General features: G+C 37.8%; 16 protein-coding genes. 2 read left to right on the top strand and 14 right to left on the bottom strand.

The features are described from left to right. Positions 1-4 precede the first annotated feature (4 nt). From ruvA to ruvB, 5 genes are all read right to left on the bottom strand, one after another. Positions 5-586 carry a Holliday junction branch migration protein RuvA gene (gene ruvA / locus PXG98_RS05830; RefSeq protein WP_276389523.1) on the bottom strand — a complete coding sequence of 194 codons (582 nt, stop codon included), beginning with the start codon at positions 584-586 and terminating at the stop codon, positions 5-7. A gap of 33 nt (positions 587-619) precedes the next feature. Next, positions 620-2,914 carry an NADP-dependent malic enzyme gene (locus PXG98_RS05825; RefSeq protein WP_276389521.1) on the bottom strand — a complete coding sequence of 765 codons (2,295 nt, stop codon included), beginning with the start codon at positions 2,912-2,914 and terminating at the stop codon, positions 620-622. Positions 2,915-3,071: 157 nt separating this feature from the next. Continuing rightward, positions 3,072-4,382 carry an MFS transporter gene (locus tag PXG98_RS05820; protein WP_276389520.1) on the bottom strand — a complete coding sequence of 437 codons (1,311 nt, stop codon included), beginning with the start codon at positions 4,380-4,382 and terminating at the stop codon, positions 3,072-3,074. A gap of 145 nt (positions 4,383-4,527) precedes the next feature. Further along, entirely contained in the window at positions 4,528-5,445 is a 918-nt protein-coding gene (gene queG, locus PXG98_RS05815) for a tRNA epoxyqueuosine(34) reductase QueG (protein ID WP_277612694.1), read from the bottom strand. A 133-nt stretch (positions 5,446-5,578) separates the two neighbouring features. Then, positions 5,579-6,601, bottom strand: coding sequence for a Holliday junction branch migration DNA helicase RuvB (gene ruvB, locus PXG98_RS05810; protein ID WP_276389519.1), 1,023 nt, complete (start codon positions 6,599-6,601; stop codon positions 5,579-5,581). Between the two features lie 195 nt (positions 6,602-6,796). Between ruvB and pckA the strand changes: the two genes are divergently transcribed. After that, a complete protein-coding gene (pckA, locus tag PXG98_RS05805; RefSeq protein ID WP_276389518.1) occupies positions 6,797-8,395 on the top strand; it encodes a phosphoenolpyruvate carboxykinase (ATP) in 1,599 nt (532 codons plus the stop codon). Positions 8,396-8,459: 64 nt separating this feature from the next. Here the strand turns inward: pckA and PXG98_RS05800 are convergent, their stop codons facing one another. From PXG98_RS05800 to PXG98_RS05760, 9 genes are all read right to left on the bottom strand, one after another. Beyond that, entirely contained in the window at positions 8,460-9,284 is an 825-nt protein-coding gene (locus PXG98_RS05800; protein WP_276389515.1) for a GIN domain-containing protein, read from the bottom strand. A 123-nt stretch (positions 9,285-9,407) separates the two neighbouring features. Beyond that, the gene (locus PXG98_RS05795) at positions 9,408-11,228 is read right to left on the bottom strand and encodes a cytochrome c oxidase subunit I (protein ID WP_276389513.1); all 1,821 of its coding nucleotides are present in this window, start codon (positions 11,226-11,228) and stop codon (positions 9,408-9,410) included. Between the two features lie 40 nt (positions 11,229-11,268). After that, positions 11,269-12,327: a cytochrome c oxidase subunit II gene (locus tag PXG98_RS05790; protein ID WP_276389512.1), complete on the bottom strand. Its 1,059-nt coding sequence runs from the start codon at positions 12,325-12,327 to the stop codon at positions 11,269-11,271. A gap of 27 nt (positions 12,328-12,354) precedes the next feature. Then, the gene (locus tag PXG98_RS05785) at positions 12,355-13,674 is read right to left on the bottom strand and encodes a quinol:cytochrome C oxidoreductase (protein ID WP_276389511.1); all 1,320 of its coding nucleotides are present in this window, start codon (positions 13,672-13,674) and stop codon (positions 12,355-12,357) included. Between the two features lie 16 nt (positions 13,675-13,690). After that, positions 13,691-14,251: a c-type cytochrome gene (locus PXG98_RS05780; protein ID WP_276389510.1), complete on the bottom strand. Its 561-nt coding sequence runs from the start codon at positions 14,249-14,251 to the stop codon at positions 13,691-13,693. Between the two features lie 3 nt (positions 14,252-14,254). Next, positions 14,255-14,782 carry a DUF3341 domain-containing protein gene (locus PXG98_RS05775; RefSeq protein WP_276389509.1) on the bottom strand — a complete coding sequence of 176 codons (528 nt, stop codon included), beginning with the start codon at positions 14,780-14,782 and terminating at the stop codon, positions 14,255-14,257. 2 nt (positions 14,783-14,784) lie between these two features. Then, entirely contained in the window at positions 14,785-16,512 is a 1,728-nt protein-coding gene (gene nrfD, locus PXG98_RS05770) for an NrfD/PsrC family molybdoenzyme membrane anchor subunit (RefSeq protein WP_276389508.1), read from the bottom strand. 31 nt (positions 16,513-16,543) lie between these two features. After that, positions 16,544-19,657: a TAT-variant-translocated molybdopterin oxidoreductase gene (locus PXG98_RS05765; protein ID WP_276389507.1), complete on the bottom strand. Its 3,114-nt coding sequence runs from the start codon at positions 19,655-19,657 to the stop codon at positions 16,544-16,546. 36 nt (positions 19,658-19,693) lie between these two features. Then, on the bottom strand, positions 19,694-21,079 hold the full coding sequence (locus tag PXG98_RS05760; protein ID WP_276389506.1) for a c-type cytochrome: 1,386 nt from the start codon (positions 21,077-21,079) through the stop codon (positions 19,694-19,696). Between the two features lie 235 nt (positions 21,080-21,314). On the opposite strand from PXG98_RS05760, the gene PXG98_RS05755 reads away from it, so the two are divergent. Next, positions 21,315-21,686, top strand: a complete 372-nt coding sequence (locus tag PXG98_RS05755; RefSeq protein WP_276389505.1) for an SPOR domain-containing protein — start codon at positions 21,315-21,317, stop codon at positions 21,684-21,686. Positions 21,687-21,728 lie beyond the last annotated feature (42 nt).

Here is a 21,728-nt window from a genome sequence, read left to right as displayed (position 1 = left end):
CTTTTTACAAATTTTTCAGCGTCTGTTTTATAATGTCCTCTACGCTAAGAGAAGTGTCCTGTTTTAAGACCCTATCCACAACCTTTTCAGACTGTCTTTTGGTAAACCCAAGAACCTCTAAAGCAGATAACGCTTCTTCTTTATTTGTATTGTTTGAATTTGGCGAAACTTCGTCAATATTATATATTTTTAAAACTTTGTCTTTTAGGTCTAAAATAACGCGTTGCGCTGTTTTTGCACCTATCCCTTTGACCCCTTGTATAATAGCTACATCAGCAGAAGCTATTGCATCTCTAATTTGAACTGGAGACAGAGACGATAACATGGTACGGGCGATATTTGAGCCAATGCCAGAAACCGAGATAAGTAGCCTAAAAATTTCTCTTTCAGATTTTTGGGCAAAACCATAAAGGGTATGTGAATCTTCTTTAATCTGCAGGTGTGTATAGACAAGAATATTCTCCTTGTCTTTTATCTGATCAAAAGTATTCAGGGAAATATTTATAAAGTACCCAATGCCGCCACTTTCTACCACCAAAAATGTTGGTGATTTTTCTACTAGCTTGCCCTTTATATACGTAATCATTTAATTAAAAAATGTATTTTGGAATAGACCCAACTATTGACCCATTTTAACTTTTTTTCTTTTTTCTCGTTCCTGAGCGTCAATTACTGCTACTGCTGTCATATTTACCATTTCCTCTACACTGGCTCCCAGCTGCAATACGTGTACCGCTTTTCGCAAACCCAACATGATAGGACCTATAGACTCCGCTGCATGCAACTCTTTTAATAATTTATAGGTGATATTTGCAGCTTCAAGGTTAGGAAAAATTAAGGTATTAACTTTTTTTCCTGCAAGATTTGAAAATGGAAATTGTGTTTGTCTTAAGCTTTTATTAAGGGCAAAATCCGTTTGAATTTCTCCGTCTACTACTAATTCAGGGTGTGAAGAATGGAGCATCTTTATTGCATCTCTAACCTTTGTTGCATGTGGATGAGCAGATGATCCAAAATTTGAATAAGACAAAAGTGCCATGACAGGATCGAAACCAAATGCCATTCCTAAGTTGGCTGTCATACTCGAAATTTCTGCTAGTTCTTCTGCATTCGGATCAATGTTAATAGAAGTATCGGCAAGTATCAATGGTCCTCTCTCTGTAATCATAATATGAGCGGTGGCCGCTTTAGACACATTATTGGCCCGCCCGATAACCTCAAATATTGGTCGAACTACGTTTGCATAGGCCCTGGAATGTCCAGAAATCATCCCATCCGCATCTCCTTGTAAAACCATCATTGCGCCGTAATAATTCCTTTCTCTCATCTTTGTAGCCGCACCGTACATGGTTATTCCACTTCGCTTTCTGACTTCAAAAAACTTATTGGCATATTCTAGCCTCTTCTCTTCCGATTCCTCAGATTTGGGATCTATGATCATGACCTCAGCATCAAATTCTAACTCCTTTTTCAGACTATCAATAATCTCCCTATTTCCAAGTAAAATCGGAATGGCAATTCCTTCTTCATAAGCAATCTGTGCAGCTTTTAGCACATCCAGGTGATTTGCTTCAGCAAAAACAATTCTTTTCGGATTGCTTTTTGCCCTATTCATTAATAATCGCATCACTTTATTGTCATCACCGGATCTTTTGAGTAATTCTTCTCTATACCTATTCCAATCCTCAATTGGTGCTTTGGCAACACCACTTTCCATAGCTGCCTTTGCTACTGCTGGTGGTATCTCGGCTATTAAACGCGGATCAAAAGGTTTTGGAATAATATAATCTCTCCCAAAGGTTAATCTGGTTTCCCCATATGCTATATTAACCTGTTCCGGCACTGGTTGCTTTGTTAAATTAGATAGTGCTTTTACAGCTGCCATCTTCATTTCCTCGTTAATCTTCGTTGCCCTAACATCTAGAGCCCCTCGAAAAATAAAGGGAAATCCTAAAACATTATTAACTTGGTTAGGATGATCAGATCTTCCTGTAGCCATTATAATATCATGCCGTGTATCGCAGGCCAACTCGTAGTCGATCTCAGGATTAGGATTTGCCATAGCAAAAACAATGGGATCTTTTGCCATAGATTTAAGCATTTCTGGACTTAGAATATTAGCAATAGATAAACCAATAAAAACATCTGCCCCTCTTAGGGCCTCTTCCAAGGTGTCTATTTTTCTTTGGCTGGCAAACTCACTCTTCTCAGGACTTAAATTTTCCGCATCGGCCCTGATTACCCCTTTGCTATCTAACATTACAATATTCTCTGCAAGGGCTCCGAATGCTTTGTATAATCGAGTACAAGAAATGGCCGCTGCTCCTGCTCCACTAACTACAATTTGTACCTCATCTATCTTCTTATCGGCAATTTCCAAGGCGTTTAACAAAGCGGCAGCAGAAATAATCGCCGTTCCATGCTGATCATCGTGCATTACCGGAATATCTAACTCTTCTTTAAGCCTTCTTTCTATTTCAAAAGCCTCTGGAGCCTTTATATCTTCCAAATTAATTCCCCCAAAAGTGGGAGAAATAATTTTTACCGTTTCAATAAATTTATCCACATCTTTTGTATCCAGCTCTATATCTATCCCATCAATATCAGCAAAAATTTTAAATAGTAAACTCTTTCCCTCCATTACTGGCTTTGAAGCTTCCGGTCCAATATCCCCCAGGCCCAATACAGCAGTTCCATTGGATATTATCGCTACAATATTTCCTTTGGCAGTATATTTATATACCTTTTCAGGATCTTTTTCTATTTCCAAACAAGGTTCTGCGACTCCAGGAGAGTAAGCCAACGCTAAATCTCTTTGTGTGGCATAGGGTTTTGTTGGAACAACCTTAATCTTTCCTGGCTGTGGTTTTGCATGATAAATTAAAGCTTCTCGTCTTTTTTTCTCTTCGGACATACCATCAATTTGAAAAACAAATTTAAGGGAAACCTTATAAAAAAGAGATCTAATTACCGTTTATCTATGAGACTATTTACAATATGTACAGTAAAGTATAATTCTAAGAAATTTAAGGTTGCAAATATCTAATACTATATCTTCTCCATGCCGGTTTCTAAGCTTTATCGGATGGCATATTTAATCGCATGGCTAATAAGGAGGCTATAATAAAGAAAATGCCAGCAAAAAGCATTGCATTAACGGCATTGCCGCCCAAAAAGCTCTTAAATATTGATCCGAAAGTCAGTGTTTCAATTCCCATAGGAATCACGATCATCATATTCAATATGCCCATGTACACACCCCGTCTATCTTGGGGTACAATTTTTGAAACCATGGTATACGGAATCCCCATCATTGCGGCCCAGCCAATCCCAAAAAACACCATGGGAAAAAGTACGTAAATTGGATCAGAAATATAAGGTATACTAATTAAGGCAAGTCCGGTAGCCAACAGACTTGCGGCATAAACCTTCTTCCCGCCATATTTTAATGTCAAAGGCACCAATGCCAAGGCAACCACAATTGTTACAAGGTTGTAAGTGGTACTCATTTTTGCCGATTGAGCCGCTGCCTCTGAGAGATCATAGCCCATAGTCTTCACAAACAATGGCGTAATAAACTGCCAGTACACAAATAGTGCATACCATTGAAAAAGGTAAACAGCCGATAGTTTCCACATAAATTTGGGCATTTCTTTAACAGCATTTGAAATTTCCACAAATGGCATTTTAAACCGAGCGACAAACGGTAACTTTTTATGTGCATTGATTTCAGCCAGTTCTTCATCACTAGGCGGTATTTCTGGAGTTTTAAGTACAGACCACAAAATGGTAGCTACGGATAATACAGAACCTATAAAGAAGGAATAATACAACCATTTTGGAATAGAACCGGCTACTTCTTCACCTGCGGCTCCACCAAACCAATCCTGAAAAAGAAAGATAGAAGCATTGGCCAATACAATCCCAGCACCTACAAAAAGACTCTGCATTTGGTAACCTAAGCTCAGTTGCTTATTAGGTAACTTATCCCCAACAAACGCCCGGTAGGGCTCCATCGCCATATTATTCCCCACATCCAAAATCCAAAGTAAACCAACGGCAAACCATAATGCCGGACTTAAAGGAAACGCAAATAAACACATACTCCCTATAATGGCTCCAATAAGAAAAAAGGGTTTTCTTCGGCCCCAACGAGGCGACCAAGTTTTATCAGAAATAGCTCCTATAATCGGCTGAATAACCAAACCTGTTACCGGTCCGGCAATGTTTAAAATAGGGAGCATGTCTTCTGGTGCTCCCAGGAAAAGAAAAATCGGATTAATTGCACTCTGTTGTAAACCAAAACTGAATTGAATGCCAAGAAAACCAACGTTCATATTAAATATCTGCCAAAAACTTAACTTAGGTTTTACAGTTTTCATATTGTACGTTGCGTTAAAAAATTAAATTTTGTCTTTTTAATATTAGTTGGTAAAACTGCTTCAATATAGTTCTTTATCCTTGTTTACAATAAATTCTTAGTAAAAAAGAGGTAATTCACTTTAATAATGGCTATTCTTTTTTGGCTTATTTTAGAAACTTAATGTTTCTTTTTAAGCCCTTATACTTTGTCCTTTTAACTGCAGACTTTGAGAATATTTTCTGAAAAACATCCTCGGTGATTTCGTCCCAATCAGATTTTTTCATATCCATCAATAGCGGATTAGGATTAAAAAGAGGTTCCTGATGTTTTTTAGAAAATCTGTTCCAAGGACAAACATCCTGACAAATATCACAGCCAAATATCCAGTCGTTAAATTGTCCTTTAACCGAATTTGGAATTTCATTTTTTAGCTCAATCGTGAAATAAGAAATACATTTACTACCATCTACTACATAAGGCTCTGTAATAGCCTGCGTAGGACAAGCGTCGATGCAGGCGGTACAGGTACCGCAATGATTTGTGACCGGAGTATCATGTTCTAAATCAAGGTCTACTATTAACTCTGCTATAAAATAAAATGAACCCACTTGCTGAGTGAGTAAATTGGAATGCTTACCAATCCAACCCAAGCCGCTTTTGGCAGCCCAGGCTTTGTCTAATACTGGGGCAGAATCTACAAAGGCCCGGCCATTTACTTCACCAATTTCATCTGAGATGAAATTCATAAGTTCCTTAAGTTTAGATTTAATAACATGATGATAATCCTGTCCATAAGCATATTTCGAAATTTTATATGTATCCTCCTCTTGAATGTTCTCAGGATAATAATTTAATATAAACGATACAACAGATTTGGCTCCATCCACTAACAACCGTGGATCAAGGCGTTTATCAAAATGATTTTCCATGTATCCCATCTCCCCATGCATATTATTATTTAGCCATTTTTCAAGTCTTGGCGCTTCTTCTTCTAAAAATGAAGCTTTGGAAATACCACAGGAGAGAAATCCCAGGCGTTTTGCCTCGGCTTTAATTAATTTAGAATGTTTGATTTTATCCAAGGAAATAACCAACTATTTATACCTGAATACCTCAACGGACTAATCAAGGTATTGGCAGATATGTTGTGATATAAATATTTAAGACTTTAATAATCATAGATTATCCAATTGGGTGTTTAATTAAATACCTCATTTAAAACAATCCTCCTTGCATATTTCCCTTTATTTTTCCCAAATGCGTATAGGCCAATTCCGTAGCCTCCCGGCCTCTTGGTGTACGCATAACAAATCCTTGTTGAATTAAAAAAGGCTCATATACTTCCTCGATGGTTTCCGCACTTTCTGAAACTGCAGTGGCCAGAGTGGTTATTCCAACAGGGCCTCCTTTAAACTTATCTATAAGAGTAGTTAGAATTTTATTGTCCATCTCGTCTAGCCCATATGTATCTACGTTTAATGCCTCCAGACCATATCGAGAGATTCCAATATCTATAACTCCGTTCCCCTTAATTTGAGCGAAATCTCGAACCCTTCTTAGAAGAGCATTACTAATTCGCGGGGTGCCTCTACTACGGCCAGCTATTTCAATAGCCGCCTCTTGATCTATTGGAACCTTTAATATTTCTGCACTACGCAGAACAATTGTGGACAAAAGCTCTGTTCTATAATACTCCAGCCTACTAGTAATCCCGAACCGCGCCCGCATCGGAGCTGTTAGCAAACCAGATCTTGTGGTAGCACCTATTAAAGTAAAGGGATTTAGGTTAATTTGAACTGAACGAGCATTAGGCCCAGTCTCGATCATAATATCAATTTTATAATCTTCCATAGCAGAATAGAGGTACTCCTCCACAATTGGACTTAACCTGTGTATCTCGTCTATGAATAATACGTCGCGCTCTTCTAAATTGGTTAGTAATCCTGCCAAATCCCCAGGCTTATCCAACACAGGACCAGAGGTAATCTTAATACCAACTCCAAGTTCATTTGCCAAGATATGCGCTAAGGTGGTCTTACCTAGTCCAGGGGGTCCATGAAAAAGGGTATGATCCAAGGATTCATTTCTTAAATTGGCAGCCTGAACAAATATTTTTAGATTTTCTAAGACTTGCTCTTGACCAGTGAAGTCTTCAAAGGAAACTGGTCTAAGAGCCCGTTCTATGTCTAAGTCTTCCTCAGAATATCCGGCATTTGTAGGGTCAAGATTTTCATTCATATTCTCAAAGATACTAAAAAACCATAGGGTTGGTTTCTAAAAATATTCTCTCATTAGACATTGGAAGACTGTACTTGCCCATTATGATATTTGTCATCTTTTTTACGGAAAATAATGGCCTACTTTGTATAGAAATTATAATTCATAACAGATTCAATATTTAAGATAAATTCAAAACTGCAAAATTCAAAAGCAATGACAACAAAATTTAATTTACAGAAATACGGGATTGAAACCGAAGAAGTATTTAGAAATAGTAGTGTACCCGTTCTTTATGAATTGGGATTACGTTTAGAAAAAGGAACAGCCATTTCCAATGTAGGGGCATTGATGACCTATTCAGGTGAAAAAACAGGAAGAAGTCCTAAAGACAAAAGAGTGGTAAGACATCCCGATTCAGAAAATAATATAAACTGGGGTGATATTAATATTGGATTAGACGAGCACACTTTTATGGTAAACCATGAAAGAGCTATTGATTATTTAAATACTTGTCCTCATTTATTTGTCGTGGATGCTTTTGCAGGATGGGATCCAAAGTATCGACTTAAAATAAGAATTGTCTGCACCCGGGCCTACCATGCTCTTTTTATGCAGAATATGCTCATTATGCCAACGGCCGATGAATTAGCTAATTTTGGAGAACCCGATTATGTAGTATTTAATGGTGGCGGATTTCCCGCCAACCGATACACTTCGGAAATGACCTCCAAGACTAGCGTTGACGTAAACTTAGAGAGAAAAGAAATTGTAATACTAGGTACGCAATATGCAGGTGAAATGAAAAAGGGAGTGTTCTCTATTATGAATTACTTAATGCCTCTGGAAGGTGTTCTACCTATGCACTGTTCTGCAAATGTAGGGGAGAAAGATGATGTAACCATTCTATTTGGATTATCAGGGACAGGGAAAACTACCTTAAGTGCAGATCCAAAAAGAAAATTAATAGGAGATGATGAACATTGCTGGACGGATGACGGTACTTTTAATATAGAAGGCGGGTGTTATGCCAAAGCAATTAATTTGTCGGAAGAAAAAGAACCGGATATTTATAGAGCAATTAAGTTTGGAACCGTATTGGAGAACGTGGTTTATGATAAATTTACAAGAGAAGTAGATTATACAGACACAAGTATAACCCAAAATACTCGGGCTTCCTATCCTATTCAGTTTATAGATAATGTTCAAATGCCATGTGTTGCCGGACACCCTGAAAATATAATTTTCTTGACTTGTGATGCTTTCGGAGTTCTACCTCCAGTAAGTAAATTGACCCCTGAACAAGCAAGCTATCACTTTATATCTGGCTATACCGCTAAAGTGGCCGGAACAGAAATGGGAGTAACTGAACCACAGGCTACCTTTAGTGCTTGCTTTGGAGCTGCCTTTATGATGTGGCATCCAAATAAATATGCAGAATTACTAGCTGAAAAAATTAAGAAGCACGAGGCAAAAGCCTGGCTAGTAAATACAGGATGGACCGGCGGGCCACATGGTGTTGGTACCAGAATGAGCCTAAAACACACCAGAGCCATGATCGATGCTATTCATCATCATGAATTTGATAATGTAGACTATGTGACAGATGAAGAATTTGGATTTCAAATCCCTACAACTTGTCCAGGAGTACCTTCAGAAGTATTGATTCCAAAAAATACTTGGGAAGACAAGGCGAACTATGACCTTACAAAACAGAAGCTTGTAAAACTCTTCAACGATAACTTCAAACAGTTCGAGAAGAATGTAAATGAAGCGATTGTGGAAGCTGGCCCAAATATCCAGGTTAGTGTATAGGTTTTAGTTAACATAAAAAAGCCCGATAAGTTTTTATCGGGCTTTTTCTATGGATAGAAATTCTCTATTCTTCTTTTTTATACAATTCAGAACTATTCAAAAATTGTTTTATATCTATAGTTGGATTACCCCATAAATAAGTTTTTGACATGCCGCTAGCGGATAGTAAAAATTCTTTATAGGCATTTAATTTTGCCTTAGCAGATCCTTCCAGTTTAGCATTTATTTGTGCGGATTCCATTTGCTCAGCTTTAAGATCACTACTTCCAAACATGTCTACCTGAGTTCTGTCGGAAGTTCCCTCCAAAACAGCTTGCGAATTGTTGTACATATCTACATCTAGCCCTCCTAATAGACCATAAAAGGTTAAACTAGCCTTATCCCGTAGATTTATACTAACTGAATCTGCTTCAACGTTAAAATCTCCTTTCCCCATGTCTTCCATCTGCAAATGCATCTGGGTAAGTTTACTTCTTAATTCTACCTTCGCCTCAGCCGATACTTTCACATTTAAAATGTCTGTCTCAATAAAATTAGGAGATACAACACTTCCCGCTTCTACTATTATATGCCCTAAATCCTTATACTTTATGGTAATATCTAATTGCTTTTTGGAAGTTATTTTATAAAACGATCTGATTACTAATACGCTATCGGTAACATCAAATCGTATAATGTCAATTAAGTTATCATCGGCCACTATAGAATAGCCTGGAATTTGAGATGCTTCCAATAAGACATTGAGATCATCTTCTAGTTTAATGGTGTTAAACGCGGGCAGGTCCTCCATCACTTCAACAACGGATTTGTTCCCCTTAATTTTGGGTTTCCTTTGTGCATTTGCACAGACCGCAAAAAATAAAATACAAAAAACAGTTAATTTCTTCATCAAAACGAATTTAAGAATAATTCGTACTAAAATGAACTCTGCTAATTAATATTCCTATTCTTCCTTTCAAAATAAAAAAAAGGCCTGTCTATTGACAGGCCTTTTTTTTTGAATAATGTATTCCTAATGATTCAATTCTTCCTCGTCTTCCTGTAATGGAATGTTTTGTGGAACAAAATCTTGTCCGGGGATGATGTACTCTCCATCTTTATCTACCTTACTATAGTCATAAGCCCATCTGTGAACGTGCGGAATTGCTCCTTCCCAGTTACCATGAAAATGTTCTATAGGAGCCGTCCATTCTAAGGTATTAGACTTCCAAGGATTTTGCTCTGTTGGTTTTCCATAAAAAATACTGGAAATGAAGTTATACAAAAATACCAACTGTGCCAGACCTGCCACAATCGCAAAGACAGTAATCAATACATTTACATCGGCTAATTCATCGAACATCGGAAAAGCCGTGTTCTCGTAATATCTTCTTGGAACTCCTGCCATACCAACAAAGTGCATCGGAAAGAATACACCATAAGCGCAAATGGCTGTTATCCAAAAATGCACGTAACCAAGATTTTTATTCATCATACGTTTAAACATTTTTGGGAACCAATGATATACTCCGGCAAACAGACCATAAAGGGCCGATATTCCCATTACTAAATGAAAATGTGCTACCACAAAATAAGTGTCATGAACATTAATATCTAGCGTACTATCTCCTAATATTATTCCTGTAAGCCCCCCTGTTATAAAGGTAGATACCAGACCAATAGAAAACAGCATTGCCGGGTTCAACTGCAGGTTACCTTTCCATAGGGTTGTTATATAATTAAATGCTTTTACTGCTGAAGGAATCGCAATCAATAGGGTTGTAAAGGTAAATACTGAACCTAAAAAGGGATTCATTCCGGAAATAAACATATGATGTCCCCAAACAATTGTAGATAAAAAAGCAATTGCTAAAATAGATGCCACCATAGCTCTATAACCAAAAATAGGTTTTCTAGCATTGGTTGACATTACCTCAGAGGTAATACCAAGGGCAGGTAAAAGAACTATATATACTTCTGGATGTCCCAAAAACCAAAAAAGGTGTTCGAACAATACCGGTGATCCTCCTTGATAATGCAGAACTTCTCCTTGAATAAATATATCCGATAAGAAAAATGAGGTTCCAAAACTTCTATCCATAATTAACAACAATGCTGCTGATAACAAAACTGGAAAAGAAATCACCCCGATTACGGCGGTAACAAAAAATGCCCATATGGTTAACGGCAGGCGTGTCATAGACATCCCTTTTGTCCTTAAATTAATAACCGTAACGATATAATTTAGTGATCCTAATAAGGAAGAGGCAATAAAAATTGCCATAGAAACCAACCATAGTGTCATACCCATACCAGAACCAGGTTGTGCCATTGGTAATGCACTTAAAGGCGGGTAGATAGTCCACCCGGCAGCTGCAGGTCCTGCCTCAACAAATAAAGAAATAACCATAATAACACTAGACACGAAAAACATCCAATAAGAAAGCATGTTCAAAAATCCAGACGCCATATCTCTAGCACCAATCTGTAATGGTATTAATAAATTACTGAAGGTACCACTTAAACCAGCGGTAAGAACAAAGAAAACCATTATGGTTCCGTGTATTGTTACAAGAGCCAGATACATATCAGCATCCATTACACCTCCTGGAGCCCAGTCCCCTAAAAATGTTTCAAAAATTGCAAAGGATTCTCCTGGCCAGGCCAATTGCATCCTAAATAATAGAGACATGGCAATCCCAATAAATCCCATGATCAGACCAGTAATTAAATACTGCTTTGAAATCATTTTATGATCCTGACTAAAAATATATTTTGTTACAAATGTCTCTTTATGATGATGTGCATGATCTTCTGCATGATCATCAGCGTGGGCATGTGCGGTAACAGACATAATCTAAATTTTTAAAAATTAATCTTTTTTCTTAGCAATTTTATTGAATAGAGGCCATGGTCTGGCTAAAAGTCTGTTGACTTTTTACCCAAGCGTCATAATCCTCTTGACTCTCCACAATAATTTTCATTTGCATGTTATAATGTGACTTCCCACATATTTTATTACATAGCAAAATATAGTCGAATTCCCATGGATCTGAATTCTCTTCTCCATTTGCTGCTCTTTCAGCTCTAATCTTATTCGTTCTTTTAACCTTGTCTACTACATCAGGGTTTAAGCGCATCTCTGCAGTAGTAATAGTTGGTGTAAACGAAAACTCAGTAATCATACCGGGTACACAATTCATTTGCGCCCTGAAATGGGGCATGTAGGCAGAATGCAATACATCCTGAGAACGCATTTTAAAATTAACTTTTCTACCAACTGGTAAATGAAGTTCCTTTACAATAATATCATCTGAAGCGTAAGGATCTGCTTCATCAAGACCTAAAACATTAGCTTTGTCAATATCTATCATTCTAACATTGGCTCCTCCTAAAACATTATCCGCTCCTCCATAACGAGCGGTCCAATTAAATTGCTGGGCATACAGCTCTACAATTAGTGGATCGTCCTCATCATTGATATCCATAATATTGGTCCACGTATAAAGTCCCCATAATATTAAACCTGCAAGTACAATTACTGGAATAATGGTCCATATAAACTCTAACCTATCGTTATCTGCAAAAAACAAGGCCTTTTTCCCTTTTTCTCCTTTGTATTTATACCCAAAATAATGCAAAAGGGCTTGGGTTATGGTTTGAACGAAAAAGATAATAATAAAAGAAACCAACATGAGGTAGTCATATTCTCCTCCATGTTCTGAAGCAGCTTCCGGTAAAAGTACCTTTGTGTACTTGTAAAAGCTAAAAATAGTTATACCGTAAATAAAGATTAAAAATGCAAACAGCAAATAACCGTTATAACGATTATCCTTATCATTAGCCACTTGTGAATCCTCTGTCTTAAGCTTTGACAATTCAAATATCTTGGTCATTTGCCAAATAGCAATTGCCACTAATACTAAAACAAAAATGATCAAAAATGTCGTCATTATAAATTGATATTATACGTAAAATTATTAATAATGAAAATGCCTACTTTCTTCAATAAACGGATTTCTGGTAGGCTGCAATGGTGCATGGGTTAGAGCTCTAAACACCCAAAACATAAATGCCCCTGCAAAAAACAATACTGCTCCAATTTCCGGAAGACCTATGTACCATTGATCGCCAACGGTAGCTGGCATTATCATATTAAACACATCCAAATAGTGACCTGCCAATATTACTATCCCGGCCATTATTACAAACCAGTTAACTCTTTTATAGTCACTATTCATTAAAAGCAACAAAGGAAAGACAAAGTTCATAACAACCATCCCAAAGAAGGGCAGGTTATAATCTTCAATTCTTGTTACAAAATAAGTAACTTCTTCAGGAATATTGGCATACCAAATAAGCATAAACTGAGCGAACCATAAATAAGTCCAGAAAATACTAAACCCAAACATAAATTTAGCCAAATCGTGGATATGACTATCATTTACATCCGGTAAATACCCTTTCGTCTTAAGATAGATCGTTACCATGGCTATAACAGTCACCCCTGAAACAATCATACTTGCAAAAATATACCATCCAAATAATGTACTAAACCAATGCGGATCTACACTCATTATCCAGTCCCAAGACATAATAGATTCGGATACAAGATAAAAGACTAGAAAACCAACAGACCATCTAAAATTCTTTTTAAAGTTACTGTCGTCATCAGACTTGTCTTGAGCTATGGAAAGTTTACGAGAAATCTCTCGGTATAAAATCCATCCCCCTAAAAATACAGCAGCTCTGATAAGAAAGAAGGTTGTATTTAAATATCCTGCCTTATTCTGAAGCAACTCATCTTCTGCAACAACATCTGCGTCCATCCAGGTAAAAAGATGGTTCATATGAAGAGTAGAAAGCAATAAGATAGCGAACACAATTATTCCTCCAGGAACTAAGTAGGCTGTGATGCCTTCCATTACTCTAAACAATAAAGGCGACCAACCGGCCTGAGCAGCTCGTTGAATCCCATAAAAGGCTAATACCCCCAGAGATATCATAAAGAAAAAGAAAGCAGCAACATACAAAGCAGCCCAAGGTCTGTTCTGTAATTGATGTAACAGGTGTTCATCGTGTGAAGCACCATGTCCTTCCGAGGCTGAATGATCTGCAGTTGCGCCGTGTGAGGCATCATCTGCATGAGATTCTCCATGACCATCATCATGTGCCGCTACCATGGCCTTCGCTTCAGCAGCTGTACTTGGAACAGCCACAAAACCAATACCAATTCCAAGCAGTCCAATTGCCATTAGAATGATGGAACCTATTTTTAATCTGTTAGAAAAGGTGTACATATTTTAGTGCTATGTATTATTTTGTTAAGTCTTGTTTCAATTTCATGACGTATTCTGCCACCTGCCATCTTTCTTTTACATTAAGTTGTCCGGCATACGATCCCATAGAATTAAGACCGTAATAAATGGTATGGTACGTACTCCCCACGGTAATATTTCTAGCAGCATCCGCGTAACTCGGCACTCCCAAAATTTTCTCTCTTTTAACTAAAGTTCCCTGACCCTTTCCTAAATTACCATGACAAATGGCACAATAAATAGTGTAAAGTTCTTTCCCTTTTTCCAAATTCACTTCGACCGCCATTGTATCTAAAGGACTAGGATCTAGTCTGGCCAATTCTTTTCCTTCCAAATCATTAGCAAAATCATACGGTAGCCATCCTCTATGAATGGTGTTTTCTGCAGGAGCCATGGCTTCAGAGGCATTGGGCAAAAAATCTACCTGCTGATACGTCTCATAACCTACAGGCTCATACATATTTGGCATATACTGATAGTTTGGGTTATTAGAATCAGCACAAGCTGAAATAAAACCTATAACCATCACTATTATTAAGACTTTTATTAAACGCTTCATTCTTTAATGATTGTTTTTAATAATATTCAGTTCAACTGCTCCAGTATCTAACAACAAGTCTTTTAATTCGTCCTCATTATTATGTACCTCAATTTCCATAATAAAATGGTCATCGGTAGTTCTAGGATCTGGATTCTCTGCCTCTTTAAATGGCCACAGTCTGCTTCGCAGATAAAATGTAATAACCATTAGGTGGGCTGCAAAAAACACCGTTAATTCAAACATGACCGGAACAAAGGCCGGCATGTTTTCAATATAACTGAAACTTGGTTTTCCACCAATATCCATTGGCCAATCGTCTATCATTATAAACTTCATCATAACAATGGCAACGGTTAACCCTAAACATCCGTACATAAAGGAGGTTATAGCAATTCTAGTAGGCTCTAAACCCATTGCTTTATCCAGACCATGCACAGGAAAAGGACAATAAACTTCCTCTATATGCAATTTCTTAGCTTTAACACGTTTAACTGCATGCATTAAGACGTCATCGTCGTCGTAATAAGCATGAATAATAGTATCTGCCATAATTAATTTTTATTATTTAAAAGCAATTTTGCCTGTCCGGCCCAGTCATCTCTTTGAGCCCGACCAGGAAAAGCTTCCGTAATTGAATCCAACAAATCGTATTCTGTCTTAGTCAATTTACTTAATTGCAAAAAACTATAAATCCCTAAACCATTTAAGGTTTTTTCCATCAAAGGGCCTATACCCTTAACCTTTTTTAAATCGTCTACTTCCTGGGTTTCCTTATCAAAGCTACCCAAAGCTTTAATTAATCCTGTACTGCTTTTCACAGGTGTTGCGGCAGTAGATTCCTCTCCTAGGACAGTTTCTCTAACTATACCATTCTTTTTAATAGTATACAATGGTTGCCCAGCATCTCTCAATTTTTTATACCGATCTCCAGAGGATTTCAAAATAGACTTTACTTCTGCCTGAGCAATTACAGGGAAAGTTCTTGAGTAAAGTAAAAACAATACAAAGAAAAAGCCAATGGTACCTATAAAGATTCCTATATCCACAAAAGTCGGGGAAAACATGGTCCATGAAGATGGCAGGTAGTCTCTGTGCAGTGAAGTAACAATAATCACAAATCTTTCAAACCACATTCCAATATTCACAACAATAGAAATAATGAAAGAAATAACAATACTAGTCCTGATTTTCTTAAACCACATAACCTGTGGGGAGACCACATTACAGGTCATCATCAGCAAATATGCCCACCAATAAGGCCCAGTTGCTCTATTCAGAAACGCATATTGCTCATATTCTACCCCAGAATACCAAGCAATAAATAGCTCGGTAATGTAGGCACACCCAACGATTGAACCAGTTATCATAATAACTATATTCATCAATTCGATATGCTGAACTGTAATATAATCCTCTAAATGACTCACTTTTCTCATTATAATAAGAAGTGTCTGTACCATGGCAAATCCTGAAAAGATTGCTCCGGCAACAAAGTAAGGAGGGAATATAGTAGTATGCCATCCAGGAATAACAGAGGTGGCAAAATCAAAAGATACAATAGTGTGTACAGATAATACCAAAGGTGTAGCAAGGCCTGCTAAAACCAATGAAACCTCTTCAAAACGCTGCCAATCCTTTGCTCTTCCGGTCCATCCAAAACTAAGTAGTCCGTATATTTTCTTTTGAAAAGGCTTTACTGCCCTATCTCTTAACATTCCAAAATCCGGGAGTAATCCAGTCCACCAAAAGACCAATGAAACAGAAAGATAGGTTGATATTGCAAAAACATCCCAAAGTAATGGTGAGTTAAAGTTTACCCATAAAGAACCAAATTGATTTGGAATAGGCACCACCCAATAAGCTAGCCAAGGCCTTCCCATATGAATTATTGGGAATAGTACTGCCTGAATTACCGAGAAAATAGTCATTGCTTCCGCTGACCTATTTATCGCCATTCTCCATTTCTGACGAAATAATAACAATACGGCAGAAATTAACGTCCCTGCATGTCCAATACCTACCCACCATACAAAGTTGGTAATATCCCATGCCCAGTTTACCGTTTTATTTAGACCCCAGGTTCCGATTCCTGTAGAAACAGTGTAAATAATTGCTCCAACACCCCAAAGAAATGCAGCTAAAGCAATGGAAAAAACAATCCACCACATCTTATTAGCCCTTCCTTCAACCGGAGCTGCAATATCTACCGAGACTTCATGGTAGCCTTTGTCCCCAAGAACTAAGGGTTTACGTATTGGTGCTTCGTAATGCGACGCCATATAGTTTTATTATAGTTGTATTCTTCCTTTATTAAACTTCGTTTGTATTTCTCACTTTAACGTGATAAAATACATTTGGTTTAGTACCCACACTTTCCAATAAGTGATACATTCTGTCACTTTTCTTTAACTCTACCACTTCACTTTCTTGATCGTTAGAATCTCCAAACACGATGGCTCCACTACTACACGCATTTGAGCATGCCGTTTGAAATTCCCCATCCTTAATAACTCTTCCTTCCCTCTTAGCATCAAGAATGGTTTTTTGAGTCATCTGTATACATAGAGAACACTTCTCTATAACTCCTCTGGAACGTACTGTAACGTCTGGATTAATAACCATCTTACCAAGATCATTATTAAAGTGGTAATCAAATTCATCGTTGTTATTGGTTAGGAACCAATTGAACCTTCTAACTTTATAAGGACAGTTATTGGCACAGTAACGGGTACCAACACATCGGTTGTAAGCCATATGGTTCTGACCTTGTCTACTATGTGTAGTGGCAGCCACCGGACATACCGTTTCACAGGGAGCGTGATTACAATGTTGACACATAACTGGCTGAAATGCTACCTGTGGATTAACCGCAGCAGTTTCCATTTCTTCAAAACCAGACTTAGACTCCATTGCCCCAGATAAATTATCTTTTTTAGTATTATCTTCCTCAAAGGTATCTTCAGAAGAGTAATAACGATCTATCCTCAACCAGTGCATATCTCTCGATTTACGCACCTCTTGTTTACCTACTACCGGTACGTTATTCTCGGCATGACAAGCAATTACACAAGCCCCACATCCCGTACAGGCATTTAAATCTATAGACATATTAAAATGATGCCCAATAGATCTATCAAAGCTGTCCCAAAGGTCAACAGAAGTTGCATCAACTTCTTGATGATTTAAAGATACCTGAGGAACATGGTTCCATTCTGCATGATCTCTGGTATTAAATATTTCTAAGGTAGTTTCTTTTATTATATCGCCTCTCCCCATTAGGGTATTGTGTAGCTGGACACAGGCAAATTCATGATTGCCTGAAGCTTTTTCAATACTAACAGACTGCACATTATTAAACCCTTGATATAAGGAATAAGCATTAACACCAGTTTGCATTTCGGCCTTCATCCCTGCCTTCTTCCCATATCCAAAGGAAAGTCCTAAACTTCCTGAAGCCTGACCGGGTTGTATTATAACAGGCACTTTTTCTAGAGTTATTCCATTTACGGTCAGTTTAGCATAACTTCCATCTAAACCTCCATTCGCTACATTCTCGTTAACTAGTCCTAGGCCATTAGCGTCTTTTCTCGAAATGGTAACATAATTATCCCATGACACTCTTGTTATAGGGTCAGGAAATTCTTGTAACCAAGGATTTGATGCCTGCTTCCCGTCGCCCATTCCCGTCTTGGAATAAAGTACTAATTCCATTTCATTGCTTGGCGCACTCGCCAAAGCTCTCACAGCTACATCAATAGTACTAACTGTTTCAGAAGCCTCTGATTCCTGATCAACCTCTTGTTCTTTATCTGCAGCAGCCTCCGGATCGGACAGATCGGCTGGCGCAACATAAACCCCATCATGTAATGTTCTATTCCAAGATGCGCCGTTTAATATTTCAGTCGTCCACGTATCCTTAATATACTGATAGTACTCTATGTCCTTCCCTAACCAATTCAACATAGCTTGTTGAAATTGCTTCGTATCAAATAGTTCCTTAATGGTTGGCTGCATTAGACTGTAATGCCCTTTTACCAATTCTGCATCACCCCATGATTCCAGATAGTGATTGGAGGCAGCCGTATGCTGCACGTTTTCAGCAGTTTCATTCCAATTTGTTGAAAACAATACCGATAAGTCAACCGCACTCAGGGCTTCATTAAATTCTTGTGCATTAGGTAAGGTATAAGATGGGTTTACACCATCCATAATTAGCGCACCTACTTTACCTGCCTTCATGTCAGAAATCAGCGTATTCAATGCAACATCACTTCCCTGACGCATATATCTTGGTGTCTGCGGTTTAAAGGCATTGCTAACCAACATTTCGTTTATGGACAAGACCAGGGCTTGTGCATTTACATCATCAATACCTGTAACAACTACTGCCTTACTTCCAGCCTTTTTAATTTGAGTGGCAACCTGATCTAATTCCTTAGTAACAGCTTCAGAAAGCTCGGTACTTACATTAGAGTTATTTAATTTTCCGTACAAATAGGCCAGGGCACGTTTTTGAGCCGACGGCTTTAGAGGAAATCTTTTATCTGCATTAGCTCCAGTTAAAGACATTCGTGATTCGAACTGAATATGCTTAGACATCTTTCCTTTAGTAGGAATACGCCCTTTTGCATAACCGCTGTCAAAACCACCTCCTTGCCAATCTCCTAAGAAATCAGCAGCAAAAGAAACAATTACATCTGCTTCATTAAAATCATATTCTGCTAAGGCTCTTTCATTATATTTCGTCTCAAAAGCAGTCAAAGCGGCATCATGACTTATTGCATCATAAGTTACGTGAGTTACATTCCCATATGCCTCTTTAAATTCTCCAATTAATTTTGAGGTAGACGGACTGGCATAAGTCTGTGTTAGTAGTGCAATTTGCTTGGTAGAGGATTTTAAGCGTCCTAAAGTACTTTTTATAGTTGCATCCAGAGTTTCCCAATCTACAGCCTCACCATTGGATAGTGGGCCTTGAAGTCTAGTACTATCGTACAAGGAAAGGACAGAAGCCTGAATCCTTGCATTGGAATTACCATTGACTTTCGCCTCTTTATTGTTTTCAATTTTAATTGGTCTTCCTTCCCTAGTTTTCACCAGAATACTAGCAAAGTCAAAACCATCTGCGATAGTGGTAGCATAATAATTTGCTACGCCAGGAACAATTTGTTCAGGCTGAACCACATAAGGAATAGACTTCCTTACAGGACCCTCACATGCTGCGAGTGATGCGGCAGCTGTACTAAAACCAACATACTTCAAAAAGTCTCTCCTATTGGTAGAAGTCTCTGATAAGCCTGCCTTATCTCCCAAAAATGCATCTGTAGGAATTTCTTCCACAAACTCATTCTGTCTTAGCGCCTCAACTATGGAATCGTTGGGATTTAACTCCGCTTCGCTTTTCCAATACTTTTTTGATGCCATACTTTATATCTATAATTAGATGCTCAATTGTTTCTTTTAATAGTGGCATTTGCCACACTCTAAACCACCTAAATCTGCAGCAGTCAAATTCTCCACTCCATATTTTTTAGACAATTCTTCATGAATTTTTGCGTAATACGCATTGTCATCTACCTTAACATTGGTCTCTCTATGACAATTAACACACCACCCCATTGTAAGAGGAGAATACTGGTACATTATTTCCATTTCTTCCACTGGTCCATGGCAGGTCTGACATTCAATTCCGGCCACAGAAACGTGTTGCGAATGGTTAAAGTATGCCAAATCTGGAAGATTGTGAATACGCACCCATTCTACCGGCTGGCTTTCACCAGTATATTTTTGATTTTCTTCGTCCCAGCCAACAGCTTTGTATAATTTCTTTATTTCACCAGTATAGAACTCATTTGTATACCCATTTGCCAAGTCCTCTGCACTTGGACCTTCAGGATTCCCTTGGTACTCATAAATCGATTTATGACAATTCATACAAACGTTTAGAGAAGGTATGCCTGAATGCTTAGAAACTCTTGCCGATGAGTGACAATACTTACATTCTATTTTATTGTCTCCAGCGTGTATTTTATGAGAATAATGTATCGGCTGAATTGGTGCATAGCCTTGATCTACGCCAACCTGCATCATCCATCCATAAGCGAAATAGGCTCCAGAAAGAAGTAAAAAGATTACACTTACTAAAACCAAAAATTGATTTTGAGCAAATGCCTTCCAAAGTGGCAATCCTTTTTTTGCCTTTTCTTGTTCCAAGGAAACACCATTGGCCTCTGCAATTCTCTTCAGCGTGCTGTTAACCAATACCAACATCATTATTAACAGAGCCAAGATTAAGGCAAGGGCTCCTAATATAATTTCATTTGAAATTCCGGATGAAGCTCCTGAGGTTGATGCCGTAACAGCACCAGCTGCAGCCGCAACAGGCGCAGGAGGGGGAGCAGCAGTGTACGCCAAAATATCGTCAATATCCGAATTAGAAAGCGTTGGAAAAGCTGTCATTGCAGCCTGATTGTACTCTGCATAAATCTTCAAAGCATAACTATCACCTGAACTTATCATGCCCGGACTATTCTTAATCCAAGTATATAACCACTCTTTGTCTAAACCTTCGTCTTCTGCCAATCTAGTCTCCACATTTGCTAATGCAGGACCAGTCATTTTGCGATTTAATGCATGACATGCAGCACAGTTCTGATTAAAAAGTTGTTTTCCTTTAGCAGCATCGCCACCTGTAGAAACCACTTCTTCTGTACTTGCCTCAGCCGTTTCGGCTTGTTGCTCAACCGCTGCGTCCTGTGAAAAAAGAGAAGTTGAAAATAGAAGGAAAATTATTAGACTTAAACCTAAAAACTTAGAAATTTGATCGCGGTACGGAACCTTTTTCATATTTAAAATATTTCTATCCTAATTCTGGCACGATAATTACTAGTATTAAAGAGTAAAAAAGGTAATTTATCGCCGCTGAAATTGACGACAAAAATAAGACTTTGACTTTATTTTGGAAATGTTAAGGGATTGATAATTTATAATTTATATCCATTCTAAATAAAGAGAAAATGTTTTGTTTAAAGTTCAAAGATTTACTTTTGCTCCGAAGATTGATTTTAAAATTAATATAGTTATGAAAACCGTATTTATTTCAATGTTTATGGTGGGTTTTATTCATTTTAGCCATGCGCAAAAAGGAAAAATAACCATTGAACAAGATGCTTCTATTACTAAACTCTTAGATGTGTACAAGACTAGTAATTCGAATATGGCATTTTACACTATTCAAGTAGGCTTTGGCTCTTATTCAAAAGCCGAAGAATTAGGGGAACAAGTGAAGATAGACTTTGCTGATCTACCCTCTAAAGTAATTTTCGACTCCCCTACATACAGGGTGCAGATAGGACAATTTAGAACAAAACTAGAAGCGGAGAGGAAATTTAAAGAAGTTAGACTGAAATATCCGGAGTCCATTATTCTAAAACCAGAAAAGACAACCCTTTAGGTTATCTTTTCTAACTTATTTTAAATATTATCTATCCCAAAA

The organism is Eudoraea chungangensis (assembly GCF_029360665.1).
Lineage (GTDB): Bacteria > Bacteroidota > Bacteroidia > Flavobacteriales > Flavobacteriaceae > Eudoraea > Eudoraea chungangensis.
This window is presented reverse-complemented; position numbering and strand designations above follow the sequence as displayed.

Coding starts and splice junctions, on each gene's coding strand:
- ruvA (WP_276389523.1), bottom strand. CDS start 586: ATGATTACGTATATAAAGGGCAAGCTAGTAGAAAAATCACCAACATTT.
- PXG98_RS05795 (WP_276389513.1), bottom strand. CDS start 11,228: ATGTCTGTTACCGCACATGCCCACGCTGATGATCATGCAGAAGATCAT.
- PXG98_RS05825 (WP_276389521.1), bottom strand. CDS start 2,914: ATGTCCGAAGAGAAAAAAAGACGAGAAGCTTTAATTTATCATGCAAAA.
- PXG98_RS05780 (WP_276389510.1), bottom strand. CDS start 14,251: ATGAAGCGTTTAATAAAAGTCTTAATAATAGTGATGGTTATAGGTTTT.
- PXG98_RS05755 (WP_276389505.1), top strand. CDS start 21,315: ATGAAAACCGTATTTATTTCAATGTTTATGGTGGGTTTTATTCATTTT.
- PXG98_RS05800 (WP_276389515.1), bottom strand. CDS start 9,284: ATGAAGAAATTAACTGTTTTTTGTATTTTATTTTTTGCGGTCTGTGCA.
- nrfD (WP_276389508.1), bottom strand. CDS start 16,512: ATGGCGTCGCATTACGAAGCACCAATACGTAAACCCTTAGTTCTTGGG.
- PXG98_RS05785 (WP_276389511.1), bottom strand. CDS start 13,674: ATGTACACCTTTTCTAACAGATTAAAAATAGGTTCCATCATTCTAATG.
- PXG98_RS05775 (WP_276389509.1), bottom strand. CDS start 14,782: ATGGCAGATACTATTATTCATGCTTATTACGACGACGATGACGTCTTA.
- PXG98_RS05790 (WP_276389512.1), bottom strand. CDS start 12,327: ATGACGACATTTTTGATCATTTTTGTTTTAGTATTAGTGGCAATTGCT.
- pckA (WP_276389518.1), top strand. CDS start 6,797: ATGACAACAAAATTTAATTTACAGAAATACGGGATTGAAACCGAAGAA.
- PXG98_RS05820 (WP_276389520.1), bottom strand. CDS start 4,382: ATGAAAACTGTAAAACCTAAGTTAAGTTTTTGGCAGATATTTAATATG.
- PXG98_RS05760 (WP_276389506.1), bottom strand. CDS start 21,079: ATGAAAAAGGTTCCGTACCGCGATCAAATTTCTAAGTTTTTAGGTTTA.
- PXG98_RS05765 (WP_276389507.1), bottom strand. CDS start 19,657: ATGGCATCAAAAAAGTATTGGAAAAGCGAAGCGGAGTTAAATCCCAAC.
- ruvB (WP_276389519.1), bottom strand. CDS start 6,601: ATGAATGAAAATCTTGACCCTACAAATGCCGGATATTCTGAGGAAGAC.